The 18,159-nt window shown below is 45.9% G+C and carries 16 protein-coding genes; 9 read left to right on the forward strand and 7 right to left on the reverse strand.

All coding sequences use genetic code 11. From position 1 onward, the window contains the following. Nucleotides 1–2: 2 nt before the first annotated feature. Nucleotides 3–2,099 carry a ComEC/Rec2 family competence protein gene (locus B5Z18_RS20125; RefSeq protein WP_079471297.1) on the reverse strand — a complete coding sequence of 699 codons (2,097 nt, stop codon included), beginning with the start codon at nt 2,097–2,099 and terminating at the stop codon, nt 3–5. A 459-nt stretch (nt 2,100–2,558) separates the two neighbouring features. Beyond that, nucleotides 2,559–5,375, reverse strand: coding sequence for a carbamoyl-phosphate synthase large subunit (gene carB, locus B5Z18_RS20130; protein WP_079471298.1), 2,817 nt, complete (start codon nt 5,373–5,375; stop codon nt 2,559–2,561). 201 nt (nt 5,376–5,576) lie between these two features. Here carB and B5Z18_RS20135 point away from each other — a divergent pair, with 201 nt between their 5' ends. The 4 genes from B5Z18_RS20135 to B5Z18_RS20150 all read left to right on the forward strand — a co-directional run bounded on the left by B5Z18_RS20135 (nt 5,577) and on the right by B5Z18_RS20150 (nt 8,287). After that, on the forward strand, nt 5,577–6,191 hold the full coding sequence (locus tag B5Z18_RS20135) for a hypothetical protein (protein ID WP_079471299.1): 615 nt from the start codon (nt 5,577–5,579) through the stop codon (nt 6,189–6,191). A 209-nt stretch (nt 6,192–6,400) separates the two neighbouring features. Next, the gene (locus B5Z18_RS20140; RefSeq protein WP_079471300.1) at nt 6,401–6,643 is read left to right on the forward strand and encodes a hypothetical protein; all 243 of its coding nucleotides are present in this window, start codon (nt 6,401–6,403) and stop codon (nt 6,641–6,643) included. Between the two features lie 50 nt (nt 6,644–6,693). Continuing rightward, nucleotides 6,694–7,620: an MbnB/TglH/ChrH family RiPP precursor modification enzyme gene (locus tag B5Z18_RS20145; RefSeq protein ID WP_159454368.1), complete on the forward strand. Its 927-nt coding sequence runs from the start codon at nt 6,694–6,696 to the stop codon at nt 7,618–7,620. 4 nt (nt 7,621–7,624) lie between these two features. Then, nucleotides 7,625–8,287, forward strand: a complete 663-nt coding sequence (locus tag B5Z18_RS20150) for a hypothetical protein (RefSeq protein WP_079471302.1) — start codon at nt 7,625–7,627, stop codon at nt 8,285–8,287. On the opposite strand, the gene B5Z18_RS20155 is transcribed toward B5Z18_RS20150, so the two are convergent. Both B5Z18_RS20155 and B5Z18_RS20160 read right to left on the reverse strand, forming a co-directional pair. Beyond that, on the reverse strand, nt 8,282–9,436 hold the full coding sequence (locus B5Z18_RS20155; RefSeq protein ID WP_079471303.1) for an MFS transporter: 1,155 nt from the start codon (nt 9,434–9,436) through the stop codon (nt 8,282–8,284). The genes B5Z18_RS20150 and B5Z18_RS20155 overlap by 6 nt on opposite strands. A gap of 27 nt (nt 9,437–9,463) precedes the next feature. Further along, on the reverse strand, nt 9,464–10,210 hold the full coding sequence (locus tag B5Z18_RS20160; RefSeq protein ID WP_079471304.1) for a DeoR/GlpR family DNA-binding transcription regulator: 747 nt from the start codon (nt 10,208–10,210) through the stop codon (nt 9,464–9,466). A gap of 83 nt (nt 10,211–10,293) precedes the next feature. Between B5Z18_RS20160 and B5Z18_RS20165 the strand changes: the two genes are divergently transcribed. After that, complete coding sequence (locus B5Z18_RS20165; protein ID WP_079471305.1) at nt 10,294–10,851, forward strand: 5' nucleotidase, NT5C type; 558 nt, start codon at nt 10,294–10,296, stop codon at nt 10,849–10,851. Nucleotides 10,852–10,870: 19 nt separating this feature from the next. Here B5Z18_RS20165 and B5Z18_RS20170 read toward each other — a convergent pair whose 3' ends face one another. Then, nucleotides 10,871–11,410 carry a hypothetical protein gene (locus B5Z18_RS20170; protein WP_079471306.1) on the reverse strand — a complete coding sequence of 180 codons (540 nt, stop codon included), beginning with the start codon at nt 11,408–11,410 and terminating at the stop codon, nt 10,871–10,873. Nucleotides 11,411–11,556: 146 nt separating this feature from the next. Then, entirely contained in the window at nt 11,557–12,156 is a 600-nt protein-coding gene (locus B5Z18_RS20175) for a helix-turn-helix domain-containing protein (RefSeq protein WP_079471307.1), read from the reverse strand. 490 nt (nt 12,157–12,646) lie between these two features. Here B5Z18_RS20175 and B5Z18_RS20180 point away from each other — a divergent pair, with 490 nt between their 5' ends. From B5Z18_RS20180 to B5Z18_RS20195, 4 genes are all read left to right on the forward strand, one after another. Next, nucleotides 12,647–12,922 (forward strand): hypothetical protein, encoded by a 276-nt coding sequence (locus tag B5Z18_RS20180; RefSeq protein ID WP_079471308.1) that lies wholly within the window; start codon nt 12,647–12,649, stop codon nt 12,920–12,922. 254 nt (nt 12,923–13,176) lie between these two features. After that, on the forward strand, nt 13,177–14,322 hold the full coding sequence (locus tag B5Z18_RS20185; protein WP_079471309.1) for a tetratricopeptide repeat protein: 1,146 nt from the start codon (nt 13,177–13,179) through the stop codon (nt 14,320–14,322). A gap of 112 nt (nt 14,323–14,434) precedes the next feature. After that, complete coding sequence (gene acs / locus B5Z18_RS20190) at nt 14,435–16,348, forward strand: acetate--CoA ligase (protein ID WP_079471310.1); 1,914 nt, start codon at nt 14,435–14,437, stop codon at nt 16,346–16,348. 73 nt (nt 16,349–16,421) lie between these two features. Beyond that, nucleotides 16,422–17,366 carry an alpha/beta hydrolase gene (locus B5Z18_RS20195; protein WP_079471311.1) on the forward strand — a complete coding sequence of 315 codons (945 nt, stop codon included), beginning with the start codon at nt 16,422–16,424 and terminating at the stop codon, nt 17,364–17,366. A gap of 175 nt (nt 17,367–17,541) precedes the next feature. On the opposite strand, the gene B5Z18_RS20200 is transcribed toward B5Z18_RS20195, so the two are convergent. After that, a complete protein-coding gene (locus tag B5Z18_RS20200) occupies nt 17,542–18,108 on the reverse strand; it encodes a L,D-transpeptidase family protein (RefSeq protein WP_079471312.1) in 567 nt (188 codons plus the stop codon). Between the last annotated feature and the right edge of the window lie 51 nt (nt 18,109–18,159).

The following is an 18,159-nucleotide window of genomic DNA, read 5'->3' on the forward strand; positions in this document are numbered from 1 at the left end:
CATTAGAAATTAATAACATAGGCTCCCTGGTCCGGAACCGAAAAGAAGCGCAAAGTTAACACGTAACAATCACTTTTCCATTTCTCAATCCTCCGCGAACTATTTGAAGCCGCAAAAATAAGCGTATCAAACGTATAAAAATCACCCAATCGCCTGATATCCAACGATGGATTACGTGTCAATAAAATATAATTGGTCCGGAATTTTTCAGGTGGCGCCCGATCCGGCAATGCGCTGTCTATGATCAGTAGCCGTTTTCCCTCAAAGCTCAGAAAGCGGCCATATTGCTGAAAAGAAGCAGGTTTGCCTGGATGAACGCGCAGGTTTGTGCGTGTATTCAGGAGTTGCTGCGCTACAGGTAATTGCCATACGCTATCATTACCGGTAAATTGTACAAGGTTACCTTTAATACAGTCAACTGCCGTATAGGCGGGCACGTTATAAACAATGATACTGCATTGCGAGCGGCAAGCTACCACCCAGCTGACGCGGGCCATCAGCAATCCCCAGATACAAAGAAGACCCATCCACAAGCCAGGCCGGAACCTGACCAGTAGCCACAGTGCCAGTACTGCAATGAGCACATAAAGCAATACCGTTTGCGCCAGTGAACAGTGAATATCCCTGATCAGCGCACCTGGCAGCTCTCCTATCCACCGGATGCAGTTGTTCATTCCGAGAATCATGTATTTCAATGCGCTTCCCAGCCAAACGGCCGGAGTCCCGAAGGGAGCCAGCAACAGCAGCATCACTTCTCCATAAATAATTACGGTAGATAAGGGCACCGCAATCAGATTAGCCGGCAAAAAGTAATTGGGAAACTGGTGAAAGTAAAATAAACTCACTGGTGTAGTAATCAGTTGCGCCGCCAGCGATACCGCCACCATTTGCCAGAGCCAATCTGTCCACCTGTATTTCCATTGGAACAGGCGGTAAATGGGCTGGTAAAAAAGCAGGATACTGAGTACCGCGAGATACGACAGCTGAAACCCTGCATCCACAGCCAGGTAGGGATTAAAGCATAGTAATAAGGTAGCCGAAGCGGCCAATGTGTTGTAAATGCTGCTATGCCGGTGCAATACAAAACGCCCGATGGTAATGCCTGTAAACATCACTGCAGAACGAAGTACAGAGGCGGATGCACCGGTGAGTAATGCAAATCCCCACAGCACAAGCAAGATGATCAATGCTTTGGTAATATGCAGCCAGCGATGTGCCGGCAGCCATTGCAGCAACCATAATAAGGTACCATACAACAGCGCAAGATGCATCCCCGAAATGGCAATAACATGTACAATGCCGGTATTACTATAGCTCTGCACTACATCCCGGTCGAGGTCCCGGCGGTAACCAATAAGCAGCGCTTCCGCCATACCGGCTTCCGGTCCGTTTCCAATATATTTCTTCAGGTTATACAGGCAATAATCCCTTGCCCGCAGCAATAACCTGCGCACCGGGTGCCCGCGATTGCGCGGTAACCGGTAAAAATCTTCATTACGGAGATACAGCTGCTGATAAACCTGTTGCGTTACCATGTATTGCTGATAGTTAAACGCACCGGGGTTGCCGTTAAATTTGATCAATTCAGGCCGTTTCCGGGCGATTAATTCATCTCCGTAATGAAGGGCAGGCGTAAGACTATCCTTGCCCGTATAAAGCAATAAACAGCCCTTTACGGGCATCCATTCACCCTTCCTGCAGATGGCTACCACTTGTGCTGTTGTTTTAAAAGAACGGGGCTTTTCCTGTGGCGGTTCATTTATACGCAACAGATAAAACGGTGTGTCTGTAGTGTATTTATCATAAAACCCTTTACTGTGCCGGAGATCAGTATTATATAACAAAAGGCCGCCGCAACAGCTGATCAACATAAAGAGGAGTATTCCCGGCAGCCAGGCAGCGGCAAACCGCCATTGCAGCGGTAGAAAACGAAACACTGATATCCCTGCCATACAACAGCAGATCAATACAATGTATAAAGCAGGATACACCGGGATATACAGCTGAAGAGTGATCCCAGCCAGTAACGGTACAACAATACGCAGAAAAGGCGCACGCTTCCAGCACATCACAACAAACAATGTAGATTCAAATTCCATGTAAGGGTTAACTTTTTATCGGGTAAACAAACCTCGTACTTATACGCAGCAAAAGCGTTTTGGAAATGTTAAAAAGGAAGATATTTTAGCCGCTAATATTTATATATGATAACATGAGAACTTTCACTTTACACAAATAAATTCCGGCAAATCACGCGAGATTAACTTCTTTTTAAGATATTAATAATCAATATATATTATATTATACATTATCTCATCTGTTATTGATTAGTTAACATCTCTTTTAAATATAATATTATTTGTAAACTGCATTACCGGTCACGCTATATGAATTGTATCAAGATTCAATAGTCGTGTCTTTAATGGTTATTTTGAGGGAAAAGAAGGAGCCTGATTTTTATCAGGCTCTGTTCATTTCAGATAAATCGATTTATACATAAAAAAGCCCTTCCGGTATACACCGGAAGGGCTTTTAATATTTGGTTCCTTCACAGGAAACTATTTGCTCAGATACATGCTCTTTTCTTTAAACAGCTGTCTGAAATATGGATCACGCAGATCCTTGATAAAGCGGATCGCTTCTCCCGTAGATTTCATTTCAGGGCCCAGCTCCTTATTTACACCCGGGAACTTATTGAAAGAAAACACCGGCTCCTTGATGGCAAAACCTGTGAGGTTCTTTACAATGGTAAAGTCCTTCAGCTTATTAGCGCCTATCATCACCTTAGTGGCAATGTTCAGGTAAGGTACCTGGTAAGCTTTGGCAATAAACGGTGTAGTACGGGATGCACGCGGATTGGCTTCAATCACAAACACATTACCATCTTTAATGGCAAACTGAATGTTGATCAAACCACGGATATCAAGCGCACGTGCAATCTTTTCCGCATAGTACTCCATAGTAGTTACTTCGATGGGCGACAGGTTGAAAGCCGGCAGCAACGCGTGGCTATCGCCACTGTGGATACCCGCTGGCTCAATATGTTCCATCACACCCATTACATGGAAGTCGGTACCATCAAAAATACCGTCTATTTCCGCCTCCTGGCAACGATCCAGGAAGTGATCAATCAATATCTTGTTACCTGGCAGATGTCTGAGCAGGCTCAGTACAGATTCTTCCAGTTCTTCTTCATTAATAACAATCCTCATACGCTGCCCACCTAACACATAGGAAGGACGTACCAGCACCGGGTAACCCACTTCTTTCGCCACATCTATAGCGTCGTCTGTGTTGTAAGCGGTACCATATTTAGGATAAGGAATGCCCAGTTCTTTCAGCATGTCGGAGAAACGGCCGCGGTCTTCCGCAATATCCATATTGTCAAAGGATGTACCGATGATCTTCACACCGTTTGCTTCCAGGCGCTTCGCCAGTTTCAGTGCAGTTTGCCCACCCAGCTGAACAATCACTCCTTCCGGTTTTTCCAGCTCCACAATTTCCCAGAGATTTTCCCAGAACACCGGCTCGAAGTACAACTTATCCGCCATATCGAAATCGGTTGATACGGTTTCCGGGTTACAGTTCACCATAATCGCTTCATATCCGCAATCCTGGATCGCCTGCAAACCATGCGTACAGCAGTAGTCAAACTCAATACCCTGGCCAATTCTGTTTGGACCGGAACCAAGTACAATGATCTTTTTCTTATCGGAAGGAATACTTTCGTTTTCTGTATCGAAAGTAGAATAGAAGTAAGGCGTTTTTGCTTCAAACTCCGCGCTGCAGGTATCTACCATTTTAAAGGTACGGCGGATACCCAGCTCTTTACGTTTAGCGTATACTTCATCTTCATCACAATCGCCAAACAGGATAGCCAGCTGCGCATCGGAGAAGCCCATTTTCTTGGCGTCTCTCAGCATATCAACGGAAACAGTCTGCAGATCAAGTTCCAGCAATTGTTTTTCCAGGTTAACGATATCCTGGATCTGGTGCAGGAACCAGCGGTCAATAAAGGTGAGCTGGTGAATATGTTTTACCGATACACCCGCCATCAAAGCATCTTTGATACGGAAGATACGATCCCAGGTTGGACGTTTTAATTTCTCGATCAGTTGCTCGCTCTTCATGAGTGATTTACCGTAGTAACCCAGTCCCAGTGCATCGTTTTCGAGGCTCTGACAGGCTTTCTGGAGGGCTTCAGGGAAAGTACGTCCGATAGACATTACCTCTCCTACTGACTTCATCTGCAGTCCTAAAGTATCATCAGCTCCTTTGAATTTATCAAAGTTCCAGCGCGGCATCTTAACAATCACATAATCCAGTGCCGGTTCAAAGAAGGCAGAAGTTGTTTTCGTGATCTGGTTTTCCAGTTCATCCAGAGAATAACCAATAGCCAGTTTCGCGGCAATTTTTGCAATCGGGTAACCGGTTGCTTTGGAAGCCAGTGCAGAAGAACGGCTTACACGTGGATTGATCTCGATGGCAATCAGCTCTTCATTTTCAGGATTGAGGGAGAACTGCACGTTACAGCCACCGGCAAAGTTGCCGAGGTCGCGCATCATCAACATCGCTTTGTTACGCATGTCCTGGAAAGCAGTGTCGCTCAGGGTCATCGCAGGAGCCACCGTAATGGAATCACCGGTGTGGATACCCATCGGGTCGAGGTTTTCCACGGTACAAATGATAACAACGTTATCATTCTTATCACGCAACAATTCCAGTTCATATTCTTTCCATCCGAGTACGGCTTTTTCCACCAGTACCTCGTGGATCGGAGACGCTTTCAAACCACGGTCCAGCGCTTCATCCAGGTCTTCTTTACTATGTACAAAACCACCACCGGTACCACCCAGTGTGAAAGAAGGACGGATTACCAGCGGAAATCCGATTTCCTGGGCGAACTCTTTTCCTTCCAGGAAGGAGTTGGCTGTTCTGGCAGGCGCTACAGGTATTCCCAGCCGGATCATCCACTGACGGAACTGTTCGCGGTCTTCTGCCTTATCAATGGCTTTGATGTCTACTCCAATCAGGCGAACGTTATTTTTTTCCCATATTCCCAGTTCGTCTACCTCCTTACAAAGGTTCAGCGCAGTTTGGCCGCCCATAGTAGGTAATACGGCATCTATCTGGTTTTCTTCCAGAATCTGCTCAATGCTTTCCACGGTCAGTGGCAGCAAATAAACCTTATCGGCCATCATAGGATCCGTCATGATGGTAGCCGGGTTGGAATTAATCAAAATCACTTTAATTCCTTCTTCCCGCAGCGAACGTGCTGCCTGGGAACCGGAATAATCAAATTCGCAAGCCTGACCAATAATAATGGGTCCAGAACCGATAATGAGTACAGATTTGATAGATGAGTCTTTTGGCATTTGTGTAATCTATTGAAAATGAAAAACCAAATTGATCTTTCTGCCGTGTGAGGGAACAAAAAAATCGTGCAAAGTTACGGGATTTGAAGTTTATAAACGGAAATAAATTTTGTTTTGGGAGAAGATTTTTTGAAAACGGATTGAATATAGATGGATTTATATAGAAGAAATACGTTATTTGGGAGAAATATCATTCCAGGTATGCAAGAAATTCCTGAAGCGTGGAAAACTGTTTTAAATAAATATGGAGGCCAGGCAACATTTATTGAGGGTGATTATATTCAGCCGAATTACTGCTTTAATTTTGCTTTTAATTATCATCTTACAGAAGGGCATTTATCCTTTTCCTGGAGACACACCAAAAACACCTATGAACAACAGCAAAAATTCAAATGGCACGCAGCCGATGATCCGAGGCGGGAAATTGGAAACATTTATGATACACAAACAGTACTATTGATGGAGCTACCGGCGCAAAAAAACAAGCTGAAAATTTATAATGCCGGTCCGGTCACTACTCTGTTAAGCCGGCTATACTCAGGCAAAATCAGCACAGGCCATGCAGACTTTGACAAAACCTTCATTACCATTGCTAAACCAGCCCTCATAGTGCCCAATCTGATGTCTTATCTGCACTTTTTATTACACCCCTCACTAGCTCCCTCGCTGACGCTTAATACCAGCTGGCAGGATGCACAAACTTCGCTGTTCTACCTGAAACTACAGATCAATCAATTGATAACAGACGAGCAGGACCTCGGATTCATACTGGCCAATACCCATAAACTAACCGACCAATTAAACCAATATAACTAATATAACTAGATATCACCCGGGTATTCCCCGCTCTCCATTTTCCCGTATAAATACTTATCATGATCTCATCTTATTCTCCTAACTTTATCATCCGCAGTTAAAATACTGCGCTGCAACCCCAAAAAGACTGGCACTAAATTCTACAACAGCCCTGCCCCGCAGGGAATTCTTCTTTATTTTATATTTAAACACCCCAAAATTCAAACGTCATGCGTACAGCTGAAATTCATTACGGCGACAATGGTCACGTAGATGTTGCCGTTCCCAAAGGCACCAAAATGGAAGACATCACCAAACTGCAATCTATGGTGATCAAACAAATCAATCCCCGTGGATGCCAGGCATGCTTATCCGGCGTTCATTTTAACATCCGGGAAAAACTGGAACAGGTGATCAAAGTGGATCTGGATAAAATGGCTGTCATCAAAGACATTGCTATCAAACAACATTAATGCGGATGCCGTCCCGGCGCCACCGGGACGGCTCTTTAAATCTCCTCACCATGTCACAAGTATTATCAACAGCCAGGGTGGGCCATCTTTATCAGCAAACTATTCCGCAGCTGGGCGTAGGGCTTCTCTACAACCCTTCGCTGGAACTATACCTGGACGCATGCCCCGGTATCTGCGATTACGTGGAAATCATCCCGGATATGTTCTGGACAGATCGCGGGAACAATACGCCGCAACGGTTTGAAGAAATTGAATCGTGGATGAAAGTGCTGGATAAAATAGCCGCCACATATCCTTTAACTTCTCACAATATCTCCTACTCTCTCGGCAGTGCAGGCATCTTCGATAAAAACTATCTCTATAAAATGAAAGAATGGCACGAACGCTATCGCTTCAAATGGCATAGTGATCACCTCTCTTTCGTAAAAGTGCATAACGAACAACAGGAAGAACACAATGCCGGGCTCGCCGTGCCGGTGCCCTATGATTACGAAGTGCTGGATATGATCGGCGGTCGCATCAATGCTATCAAACGTTCCATCAGCACACCTTTCCTGGTAGAAAACAATGTGTACTTCATCGACCTGCCCGAACAGGAACTCAGCGAAACAGCCTTTCTCAATGAGCTGTCGCGCGATACCTCCTGCGGCTTGCTGCTGGATATCCATAACGTATATACGAATGCGGTGAATCACCACTTCGATGCAAAGGCATTTATTGCACAGCTGGAATTGGATAAGGTCATCGAAATCCACATTGCCGGAGGAAACGAAATGGCCGGCATGTACACCGATTCCCACGCAGGGCCCTGCCCGCCGGAAGTATGGGAGTTACTCGGGTATACGTTACCGTTAGTGCCCAACTTATGCGGCATCACTTTCGAGTTTCATGAATCCTATTTTCACCTGCTGCAATTTGAAGGCGTTACCCGTGAGCTGAACAGGGCAAAAGCAGCCTGGAACCTTTATCATACCTGAAACTATGTCACTCCTATCTTTTCAGAAAGCGCTCACAGATCTGATTGCCTCCCCGCAATTATGCCTGCAGCTGCGGAATAATCCGGCAGCGGTATTATCACGGTACGATCTTACCAGTCGCGAACAACGGCGGTTGCAAACGGTGGTATACCAACAGGGCATGTCGGTAAGCTGTACCCTGTACCGGGTAAACAGGATCACACCCATTTACACGATGCTTCCGTATACCTGTTTTTTATTGGGAGAACAACTGATGCCGGTAATAGAAGAATTTTGGGCCATCGACAACCGTTCAGATCTGCAATTCAAAAGGGAGATCAACATCTTTGGTGAATTCCTGTTACAGAAATTACTGAGTGGGGAAATTGTAAATCCTTACCTGCGGGAAATTGTAGTGATGGAACTGGCCATGAATGAATTGAAGTTTTTACCGCGGGAGTTATTAATGGAAACAGGCGATGATGAAACAAGCATACATCCGCTGGTAAGGCTGGTGCCATTTGATCATCCGCCGGAACCCTTGCTCACCGCGCTTGCCGGCATGAAGTTACCCGAGCGGGAAAAAGATACCGGCGAATACTGGCTGATGCTCGATCACCGGGAAGAAGAACTTTCTTTCCGCGCGCTGCCCCATAAAAATGGAGCAGCGGCGGTAGCAGGATTATAATTTGATCCTGGACGACATGACCGCTATAGCAGCGCCCATTACGGCAATCATAGTAAAAGCCACGCCAAGATTGGTAGCCTGCGCTACAAACCCGATCAGCGGAGGACCAAAAAGAAATCCGAAATAGCCAATAGTAGATACGGTGGCCAACGCCATTCCCGGTGGCAGTTTGGTAGATTTGCCCGCAGCACTGTATACCAGCGGTACTACTGCAGATACGCCCGCGCCCACCAGCATAAAGCCCAGCATAGCCGGAACGAAGTAAGGGAAGATAACAGCTACCAGCAAGCCGCTGGCAGTGAGGCCACCGCTTATCAGCAACATCTTTTTAACGCCAAGCCGTGTAGTCAGGTAATCGGCCACAAAACGTCCGGATGCCATTGTACTCATGAAGGCAGCATAGCCGGCGCCGGACCATCCTTCCCTTACCTGTATCACCCTGCGGAAATATACCCCGCTCCAGTCAAACATAGTACCCTCGCAAATCATAGAGCACATCGCAATAATTCCAAGTGTAAACAGGAAGGCATCCGGTTTGCCAAATAAAGAAGGAGCATTGTTTTCATTGGTTACGCGTACTACCAGCCGGTTCATGGTAATGACAATGAGGATCCAGGAAACTGCGGTAATAATTAAAAAGTGATACACCGGCGCCAGGTGCAAACCTGTCATCCAGGTACCAAAAGCCGCCCCGGTAAAACCCGCTACACTCCACAATCCGTGAAATGAAGCCATAATGGAACGGCCGTACATAGCCTCCACGCCTACTGCCTGTGTGTTCACTGCAATGTTGGCGAGGTTACCAAAAAAGCCAAAGAACACCAGGAATACGCTCAACTCCCAGGAAGTATGCGCAAGACCAAGCACTGGTAACACCGCCGCATACGCTACCGCTGCAATGAGCAGTATCTGGCGGCTGCCATATTTCGATACCAGTATGCCGGCAACCGGAAGGGAAATAATAGAGCCCACCGGAAGCGCCAGCAGCACGCTTCCCAGCCCGGCATCGTTCAGGTTTAATGCCAGCTGAATATCCGGAATGCGGGAGGCCCAACTGGAAAAACATAGTCCGGTTAAAAAAAACAAGGCGCTCACCGCAATGCGTGTGGCTCTTTTATTAATCATTACCATCGATAGATCGTGTAACATCTTCGGTCAGATAAAAGTTAAAATTGATCAGATTACCTGTATTCCCAGGTTAATATACGGTTTCAGAGATGGCAGATCCGGATTGTCTGTAATAATAGTATCCAAACCTGTGATATCGCATACTTTAAAAGGTTCTGCCGTACCCATTTTATCACTGGTAGCCAGTGCAATGGTTTTATTGGCAGATTCCACCATCACGCTTTTCACATCTGCTTCGCCAAGATCCAGCCCCGTTACGCCCGCATCCGGATGCAAGCTGCAGATACCCAGGAAGCAAATATCCGCCCGCATTTTTTCCAGCATACGGATGGTATCCATTCCACCGGCTGTTTGGGAATCCTTACCAATCAGCCCGCCGGTAAAAATTACTTCGATCACAGGATGCTCTATCAGCTGTGCTACGATGGGTACGCTGTTCGTAATAACGGTAATATGAAGATTAGAAGGAAAGAGTTTGGCCAGCATTAAAGTAGAAGTACCTCCATCGAGAATAATTGTTTGCCCGTTGTGCAGGTACGCCAGGGCTTTGGTGGCAATATGCTTCTTATCATCTTCATGATATACGATACGCTCTTTAAAAGAGTAAGGATTCGGCGAATGCGGGATGGCGCCTCCCCTTACTTTAATCAGCTGCCCGTTTTGCGCCAGGGATTCGAGGTCCCTGCGCACCGTATCTTCCGATACCTGCAAATCGCTGCTAAGCTCTGTTTGCAGCACTTTATGATCTGTTTGCAGCTTTTTGAGGATATAATCCAACCTTTCCTCTCTCAACATGCTCATGCTATTTTATGCAATATTATGAAAGATTATGCAATAATTTGCAGAATATCGCATAACTTTGCATAAAATAGCAAAATATGGCAAGAATAGCAATCGACATGGACAATGTAATGGCAGACCTTACCCAACATCTGCTGGACGTATACGCAAAGGAATATGGCGAAGTAATAGATCCGGAGCGTTTGAACAACATCCCGGAAGGCAGCGCTTTCCCGGAAGGAGTAGCAATGAAAATATTAAGTGCCCCGGGATTTTTCAGGGGGATACCGGTAATGGCCGGCAGCCAGGAAGTAGTAAAGGCGCTGGCAGAACAACACGAGGTTTTCGTGGTATCTGCAGCTATGGAATTCCCCCTGTCGCTGGCGGAGAAACATGCGTGGCTGAATGAACACTTCCCTTTTATCAGTTGGAAAAACATCGTATTCTGCGGCTCCAAAACCATTGTGGAAGCGGACTACATGATTGACGATCACGATAAAAACCTGAGTACCTTTAAAGGAACGCCACTGCTGTTTACAGCACCGCACAACTTACCCCTTACAGATTACAAACGGGTAAATAACTGGGAAGAGGTAGCTGAATATTTTGCGCTCAGTCCTGTACAAAACGAAAAACAATTGCTGGCTGTCAACTAAAAGCCGGCAATTACCCGCCTTACCTGGCTTCCAGGGTATTGATCCTTTTTTCAAGGGTATTTACTTTACGGGCGTATTGTTGTACCTCCATACACTTGTCCAGGTAGGCCTCCACCCAGTTAACGCCCTGCTTCAGGGCTTGTGGGTCTGTAAAGTAGCCGGGAGATAATTGCAGGTGCTCCTGCAGCAGTTCCAGCTGCACGCGGCTGAATTGTGCGGAGTCCAGCCATTCATGTATTTCATCCAACGATAAATGCAGCAGCGCTGCCAGTTGCTTATCTTTTATTTTCTGCTTCGCAAGATATAACTGCAGCAGCTCACCCTGATGCCAGGTATTTCCTTCCAGTGAATTCCAGTGGTAAAAATCTTCCAGTGTAACAGGAACGGCAGCCAGCAACAAATCCAGCTTTTCTCTTTTGATAGACGCCTGTGAAAAATAACGATACAGACCCTGCGGGGTTAGTTTAACTTTCCTGGCATAATGCAGGATCACAATTTCCTTATGCCTTAATATACGCCGCAACCTGGCGCCTGCATGAACATAATATGGAACTGACATTTATACAACTCCTGTTTTGGTGAAGAATGGGGTGTATACAAATATAATACTTTTATATTCTCAAAACAGTGGTTGTCCTCTTGATTTTTAAAGCGCACCGGTTAAAAACTATCAACAAATATCATTATAACAAACAAGTGGCAGTTTTAATTGTTTTGTTTGCGGAAAGCCGCCAGTTCTTTCTTTATCTGCAACAACTCGTCTTTCAGTGCAGCATGACTTTTCAATAACTGTGTATATTCTTCCAGCTGCTTATAATATTTTTCTCTCAACAGCATCATTTCTTCGCTATCTGTGTTGCGGGCTTCCTGTACAACACCTGGATTAAGAAAGCTATCCACAGTCATATCCAGTCCTTTCGCTACCCTGTCCAGCTCATCAGGTGAAAAGTTTTCTTTCTCAAATAAATTATACATCGTGCGGCGGCTCATGTCCAAACGGCCTGCCAGCTTACTTTTATTCAATCCTTTCTCCGCAATGATATGCTGCAAACGTTCCCCGTGATGTATACTTTTACCATTCGTTAATTGCATGGCGCCGTTCCATCTCATAAACTCCTCGGGGGTTATACCAATAAGGGCACAAAAACGCTCCATAGTGGCGCGTTTCATGTCACTCTTCCGCAAGTGATAATGAGCGATTTGATTTGTAAAACCGGCCATAGTGGCGAAATCAACAATCTTTATTTTCTTCTGCTTCAAGATCTGTTTCAACCGGTGTCCCATGTGTATCAGGCTCGACTGCATCCCTTTTCATTTTAAATTATGATGCTACATACAGGATGACCTGTCGTATTATCGTATAATTTAACAATTAATATTTCATTCTGTAAATAAAAATATCAATTTAACGAAAAAAATATAAGTCCGTAAGTAGCCCTGGCCAACAAATACCTGTACTAACTATAAAGGGTATACGCAAAAAGATAACAAGAAATATTTATCGATTTAATAGCGCTGAAATCAGAATGATAATAAGCAGGATTATTGTGTAAGCAATACACATCATTTACAGAATAACGAATCATAAACAAAAGGGTAATAATTCTCTCAAACCCGCTACTGCAAACAGTTACATCATTCCATATTTTTTTTGAAGAAAGTAATATTTTATAATTATAAATTGCATGATTATAAATACATTTGCTTACACCTTAAAGTAACTTTAAAACATGTTCTACTATTCCGACAATTCATTTGTTAACCATATCCAATCATTCTGAAAACAATACCCATTATGAGCAAAGAACCAATAAATGTGCTACTTGACATTCATACCAAACTTTCCAGTCTTCCTGTGCTGTTCAGGGAGAAAGTATGTGAAGAATGCAACTGGAGCACACCCACATTTTATCGCAAGATGCGCGGAAGAGATAAACCCAATCCAAATGAGAAAGGAAAAATCATTCCGGCACTCAGCAATGCGGAAAAGCAACGAATCATTGAAATTATGGAAGAAGTATTTGCATCCGGCGAAGATGACCTGGAAAAATACCGGAAACCTTCCAAATGATCACTGTTGCCTTTCATCCCGCCGTTTGTAGAAACATCTTCCGTAAAAGTAATCAAGCGCCGTAAAGCCTTGTTCGCCACCCCGGGCTAACAAGGCTTTACTTTTAACCTTTCAGTTAACCAGGATCCCCTTCTGCATACCGTATCCCCCGGTAAGCATCCTCTTAAATACATCTATTATCCTTCCCGTCAGCATCAACTAAGTTTTTCTTTTTAAAACTAAATTCTTAGTTTTAAAGATAAATACTACTTCTTATGCATCGGACAACCCAGTGGTTTATCAGCCTGTTTCTACTCATCAATATCACAACAGCCGCACAGGCGCAGGAATCTATCGACCGCACCCAACTGATGGAATACCTCCAGAACCAACAGTATGATGCCGCCATCAGCTATCTGCAGCCACGTGTACAGGAAAATAACATCGCGCAGCTTTCCCTCCTGGCATATACCTATTACCTGTCAGGAAAAACAAAAGACGCCATGACCCACTATGAAAAGGTATTGGCATTGGACAGTAACAATATACCGGCACATCAGTACCTTGCCAGCATCAGCATGCAGCTGGAAAGCCCGCTGCCGGCCATTTTTCACTACCGGCAAATTGTACGGCTGCAACCCGCCAATGCCACGGCATACAAACAACTCAGCTTCGCCTGCTTCGCAGCACAACAGCCGGATACCGCCTTTATTTACCTGCAAAAAGCATATACGCTCAACCCGGCAGATCCAAAAGTAACCGCACGCCTCGGGGAAGAACTGATCGAAAAGCAACAATATCCGCAGGCAGACAGCATCCTGCGCACCTTTCTGAAAACAGATTCCCTTCAGCCCACTGTTATCATGACCGCCATCAGATCGGCCTGGTTCCTGAAAAACTATACCCGCTGCACAGACCTCGGTACACAACTGATGCGCATGAATATCCTGTCGCCCAATACCTTCAGCATTGTTGCTGCCGCCTGGTATACGCTCAAACAATACCAGCAATGCATCGGTGTATACGAATACCTCCTTGCCAATAAGGGTCAGTCTGAAAGCATTATGTATTACGCAGCCCTCGCGTACACCGAATTAAAAAACTATACCGCCAGCAATGAACTGCTGCAAACCTGCATCGACATGGCCACCTCTAAAAGCCTGGATAGTTACTATAGCGGAAAGTCGGCCAACTACGAAGGGCTCCGCCAATACAAATCAGCCGTCGCCAACCTGGATACGGCCTACTACCTTTTTCATCAACCCCTGCGCCAATACAGTATTGGCCGCATTTACGAGGTACATCTCCATAACAAACCGCTTGCTACCCGTTACTATAAACGCTACTTACAGCTAGGCAATCCCACCAACCCCCAGGAAGCAGATGTTTACAAATACCTCCGCTCATATGTTGAAAAATAATCTGCTTTTAATATGATTTTTTAGATTATTTCTACCAAACCATCTGGTTTTTCTTAAATTTAAAGCCCGTTAGGAAAATGCTTGTACTTAACCAATAAACAATTACGGTGCTATGTCGTACCCATACCAGATCAAGAGTATCGAAGATTATCAGCAGGCTTATCAACAGAGTGTTATTGACCCGGAAGGCTTCTGGGCTAATGTAGCAGACCATTTTTACTGGCGTCGCAAATGGGACAAGGTATTGGACTGGAATTTTAAAGACCCGGAAATCAAATGGTTTACCGGTGCTAAACTAAACATTACAGAAAACTGCCTGGATCGTCATCTGGGCACATTGGGTAATACTCCTGCCATCATCTGGGAGCCCAACGATCCCGAAGAACACCACCGCATTATCACTTACCGCGACTTATACAACAAAGTTTGCCAGTTTGCGAATGTGCTGAAGAACAACGGTGTTAAAAAAGGCGACCGTGTTTGCATTTACATGGGCATGATCCCGGAACTGGCTATCGCCATCCTGGCCTGCGCCCGTATTGGCGCGGTTCACTCCGTAGTATTCGGAGGATTCAGCGCCCAATCTATTGCCGACAGGATACAGGATGCACAGTGCAGCCTGGTGATCACCTGCGACGGCGCCTATCGCGGCGCGAAGGATATCCCGCTGAAATCCGTTATGGACGATGCGTTGATGGCATGTCCATCTGTAAAAAAAGTAATTGTATGTACCCGCACCCGCACCCCGGTAAGTATGCTGAAAGGCAGGGACCTGTGGTGGGAAGATGAAATAAAACAGGTGGAAACAATGGGCAATCCGCCCTGTCCCGCCGAAGAAATGGATGCAGAAGATCTCCTGTTCATCCTCTATACTTCCGGCTCCACCGGCAAACCTAAAGGCGTGGTACACACCTGCGCCGGCTACATGGTTTACGCCAACTACACCTTTGTAAATACCTTCCAGTACCAGCCCGGTGAAGTATATTTCTGTACTGCAGATATCGGCTGGATCACCGGTCACAGTTACATTGCCTACGGTCCGCTCAGCGCAGGCGCCACCACCCTCATGTTTGAAGGGGTGCCTACTTATCCGGATGCAGGCCGGCTGTGGGAAATTGTAGATAAATTCCGTGTAAACACCTTATATACCGCACCAACAGCTATCCGCAGCTTAATGAGCTATGGCCTCGGCCCGGTTAATCATAAAGATCTCAGCTCCCTCAAAAAACTGGGCAGCGTGGGAGAACCGATCAACGAAGAAGCATGGCATTGGTTTAAAGATAATATCGGCAAGGGCAAATGCCCCATCGTGGATACCTGGTGGCAAACAGAAACCGGTGGTATCATGATCACTCCTATTGCCGGCATCACCAAAGAAAAACCAGGATACGCCACCCTGCCGCTGCCAGGTGTACAACCTATCCTGGTAGATGAAAATGGAAAAGAACTCAAAGGCAACGGCGTAAGCGGTAACCTCTGTATCAAGTTCCCATGGCCAGGTATGCTGCGCAGCACCTACGGCGACCACGAACGTTTCCGCAAAACATATTTCTCTACCTACGAAAATCTCTACTTCACCGGCGACGGCTGTATGAGAGATGAAGACGGCTACTACAAAATTACCGGCCGCGTGGACGACGTACTCAATGTAAGCGGCCACCGAATCGGTACCGCGGAAGTGGAAAACGCCATCAATATGCACGCCGGCGTAGTGGAAAGCGCCGTGGTTGGGTATCCTCACGATATTAAAGGCCAGGGCATTTATGCTTACGTGATCACCGAACGGCTCACACATGATCCCGAACTGACTAAAAAAGATATCGCGCAAACAGTGGCCCGCATCATCGGCCCCATTGCAAAACCAGATAAGATACAGATTGTAAGCGGTTTGCCTAAAACCCGTTCCGGCAAAATTATGCGCCGCATCCTGCGCAAAATTGCTGAAAACGATATGGACAACTTAGGCGATATCTCTACCCTGCTGGATCCTGGTGTGGTAGACGAAATCAAGAAAGGAAAACTGTAACATATTCCGGAGCTATTTAAAAACGAAGGGATGCAGGATAACTCCGCATCCCTTTGTTATACCTGATTATACAATGAAGCGTTTCTTCAAAAGGCTGGCATGGACCTGCGTAGTCCTTTTCATATTACTCAATATCATCGGGGCCTTTCATGCCTGGAAGTTCACCCACTTCTATGAAGACGGTGGCCGCAGGAATAAACTCCCGGAACAAATGAGCACCGGGGAAAAAATAAAAACCATCCTGTTTGGCGTGCGCATCGCCAAATCCGCTACTACCAGTTTTCCATTGGTACCTTATGAAACCGTATTGTTGCATACCGCCGGCGGGCTCCGGCTCGAAGGCTGGTGGATCCCGGCCAAAGCAGCTAAAGGCACCGTTATCCTGTTTCATGGTTACAACGGTAATAAAGGCTCGCTGTTTCCGGAAGCGGACCGTTTCCGCTCACTTGGCTACAATACTTTTTTACTCGATTTCCGCGCCCACGGTAACAGCGAAGGATATACCTGCAGCGTGGGCTACAAAGAAGCAGAAGATGTAAAACTGGCCTGGGACTACGTAAAAGAAAAAAGCAACCAGCCCATCATCCTCTGGGGGGTAAGTATGGGTGCTGCCGCTATTTTAAAGGCGGTTCCTGAATATGGGCTCACACCAAAGCAGCTGATCCTTCAGTGTCCGTTTGCCACGCTTACAGACGCCGTAAAAAGCAGGATGCGCTCCGTTCACCTGCCGGCATTTCCGTTTTCACAGATACTTACCTTCTGGGGAGGAGTGGAACAGGGTTTCTGGGGCGCCGGTTTTAAGCCGGAAAGATACGCCCGTCAAATACATATGCCGGTGCTATATTTCTACGGAAAACAGGATATCCGGGTAATGCCACAAGAAACGCAGGAGGTATTTTCCCATTTGGGCACCCGGCAAAAAAAACTGTATATTTTCCCCAATGCAGGCCACCAGTCGTTTTGCGGCAAAGATTCCGTAGCCTGGATGAAGGAAGTCTCCGCTTTTCTGCAACAATAAAAAAGCGCGCACCATACGAGTGGAGCGCGCTCTTCACAGGATCTGACCCGCCGTTTATATTTGAGTCATGATGCAGTATCACTGCACCACTAGATGCCGTACCTGTTTATGGCGGAGGCTAAATTACAACATGCAACTGCCGCCGGAAGTCACTGCAAATTAATCAGCAAAAACCTTACCGGCGAATAACCACCGGAGTACCTACTTTGATTACCTCATATAATTCATTGACATCCGAGTTTTTCATACTGACACAACCCAATGTCCAGTTAATACGTGCTTCCACATAGCTATCCCGGATCCCGGAATTATATTCTACCCCGTGGATACCGATAGCCCCGCCAATACTGGCGCTCGACGATACCATACCCTGTGACTGACGGTCACGGAATTTCTGCCAGGACACCTCGTTGGGATAGTCCAGCAGCATGAACCGGCTCCAGCTTTTATCCACTCTTTTGGTTAAAATATGGAAGGTCCCTTCCGGTGTTCTGCGATCACCTTCAACTTGTTTATCGGTTTGGTCGCGGTTACCAAATACCACCTTGTAGATTTTTCTCAACGTTACGTCTTCATATACATACAACCGGTAATCGCTTTTATCTATCAGCAGGAAAATTTTATCAGGATCAATGTTGGCAGCATTTAACCTTACACTATACAAATCAGATTCGTTGATAAATCCACTTAGCGGCAGCAGCAACAGAACAGCTACCAACCAGTAATGACAGCACTTCTTCATAGGAGTAATAAATATGCTGATAACGTAGCAGAAGAATAATTTATTGTTTGG

Source organism: Chitinophaga ginsengisegetis (genome assembly GCF_900168065.1).
Lineage (GTDB): Bacteria > Bacteroidota > Bacteroidia > Chitinophagales > Chitinophagaceae > Chitinophaga > Chitinophaga ginsengisegetis.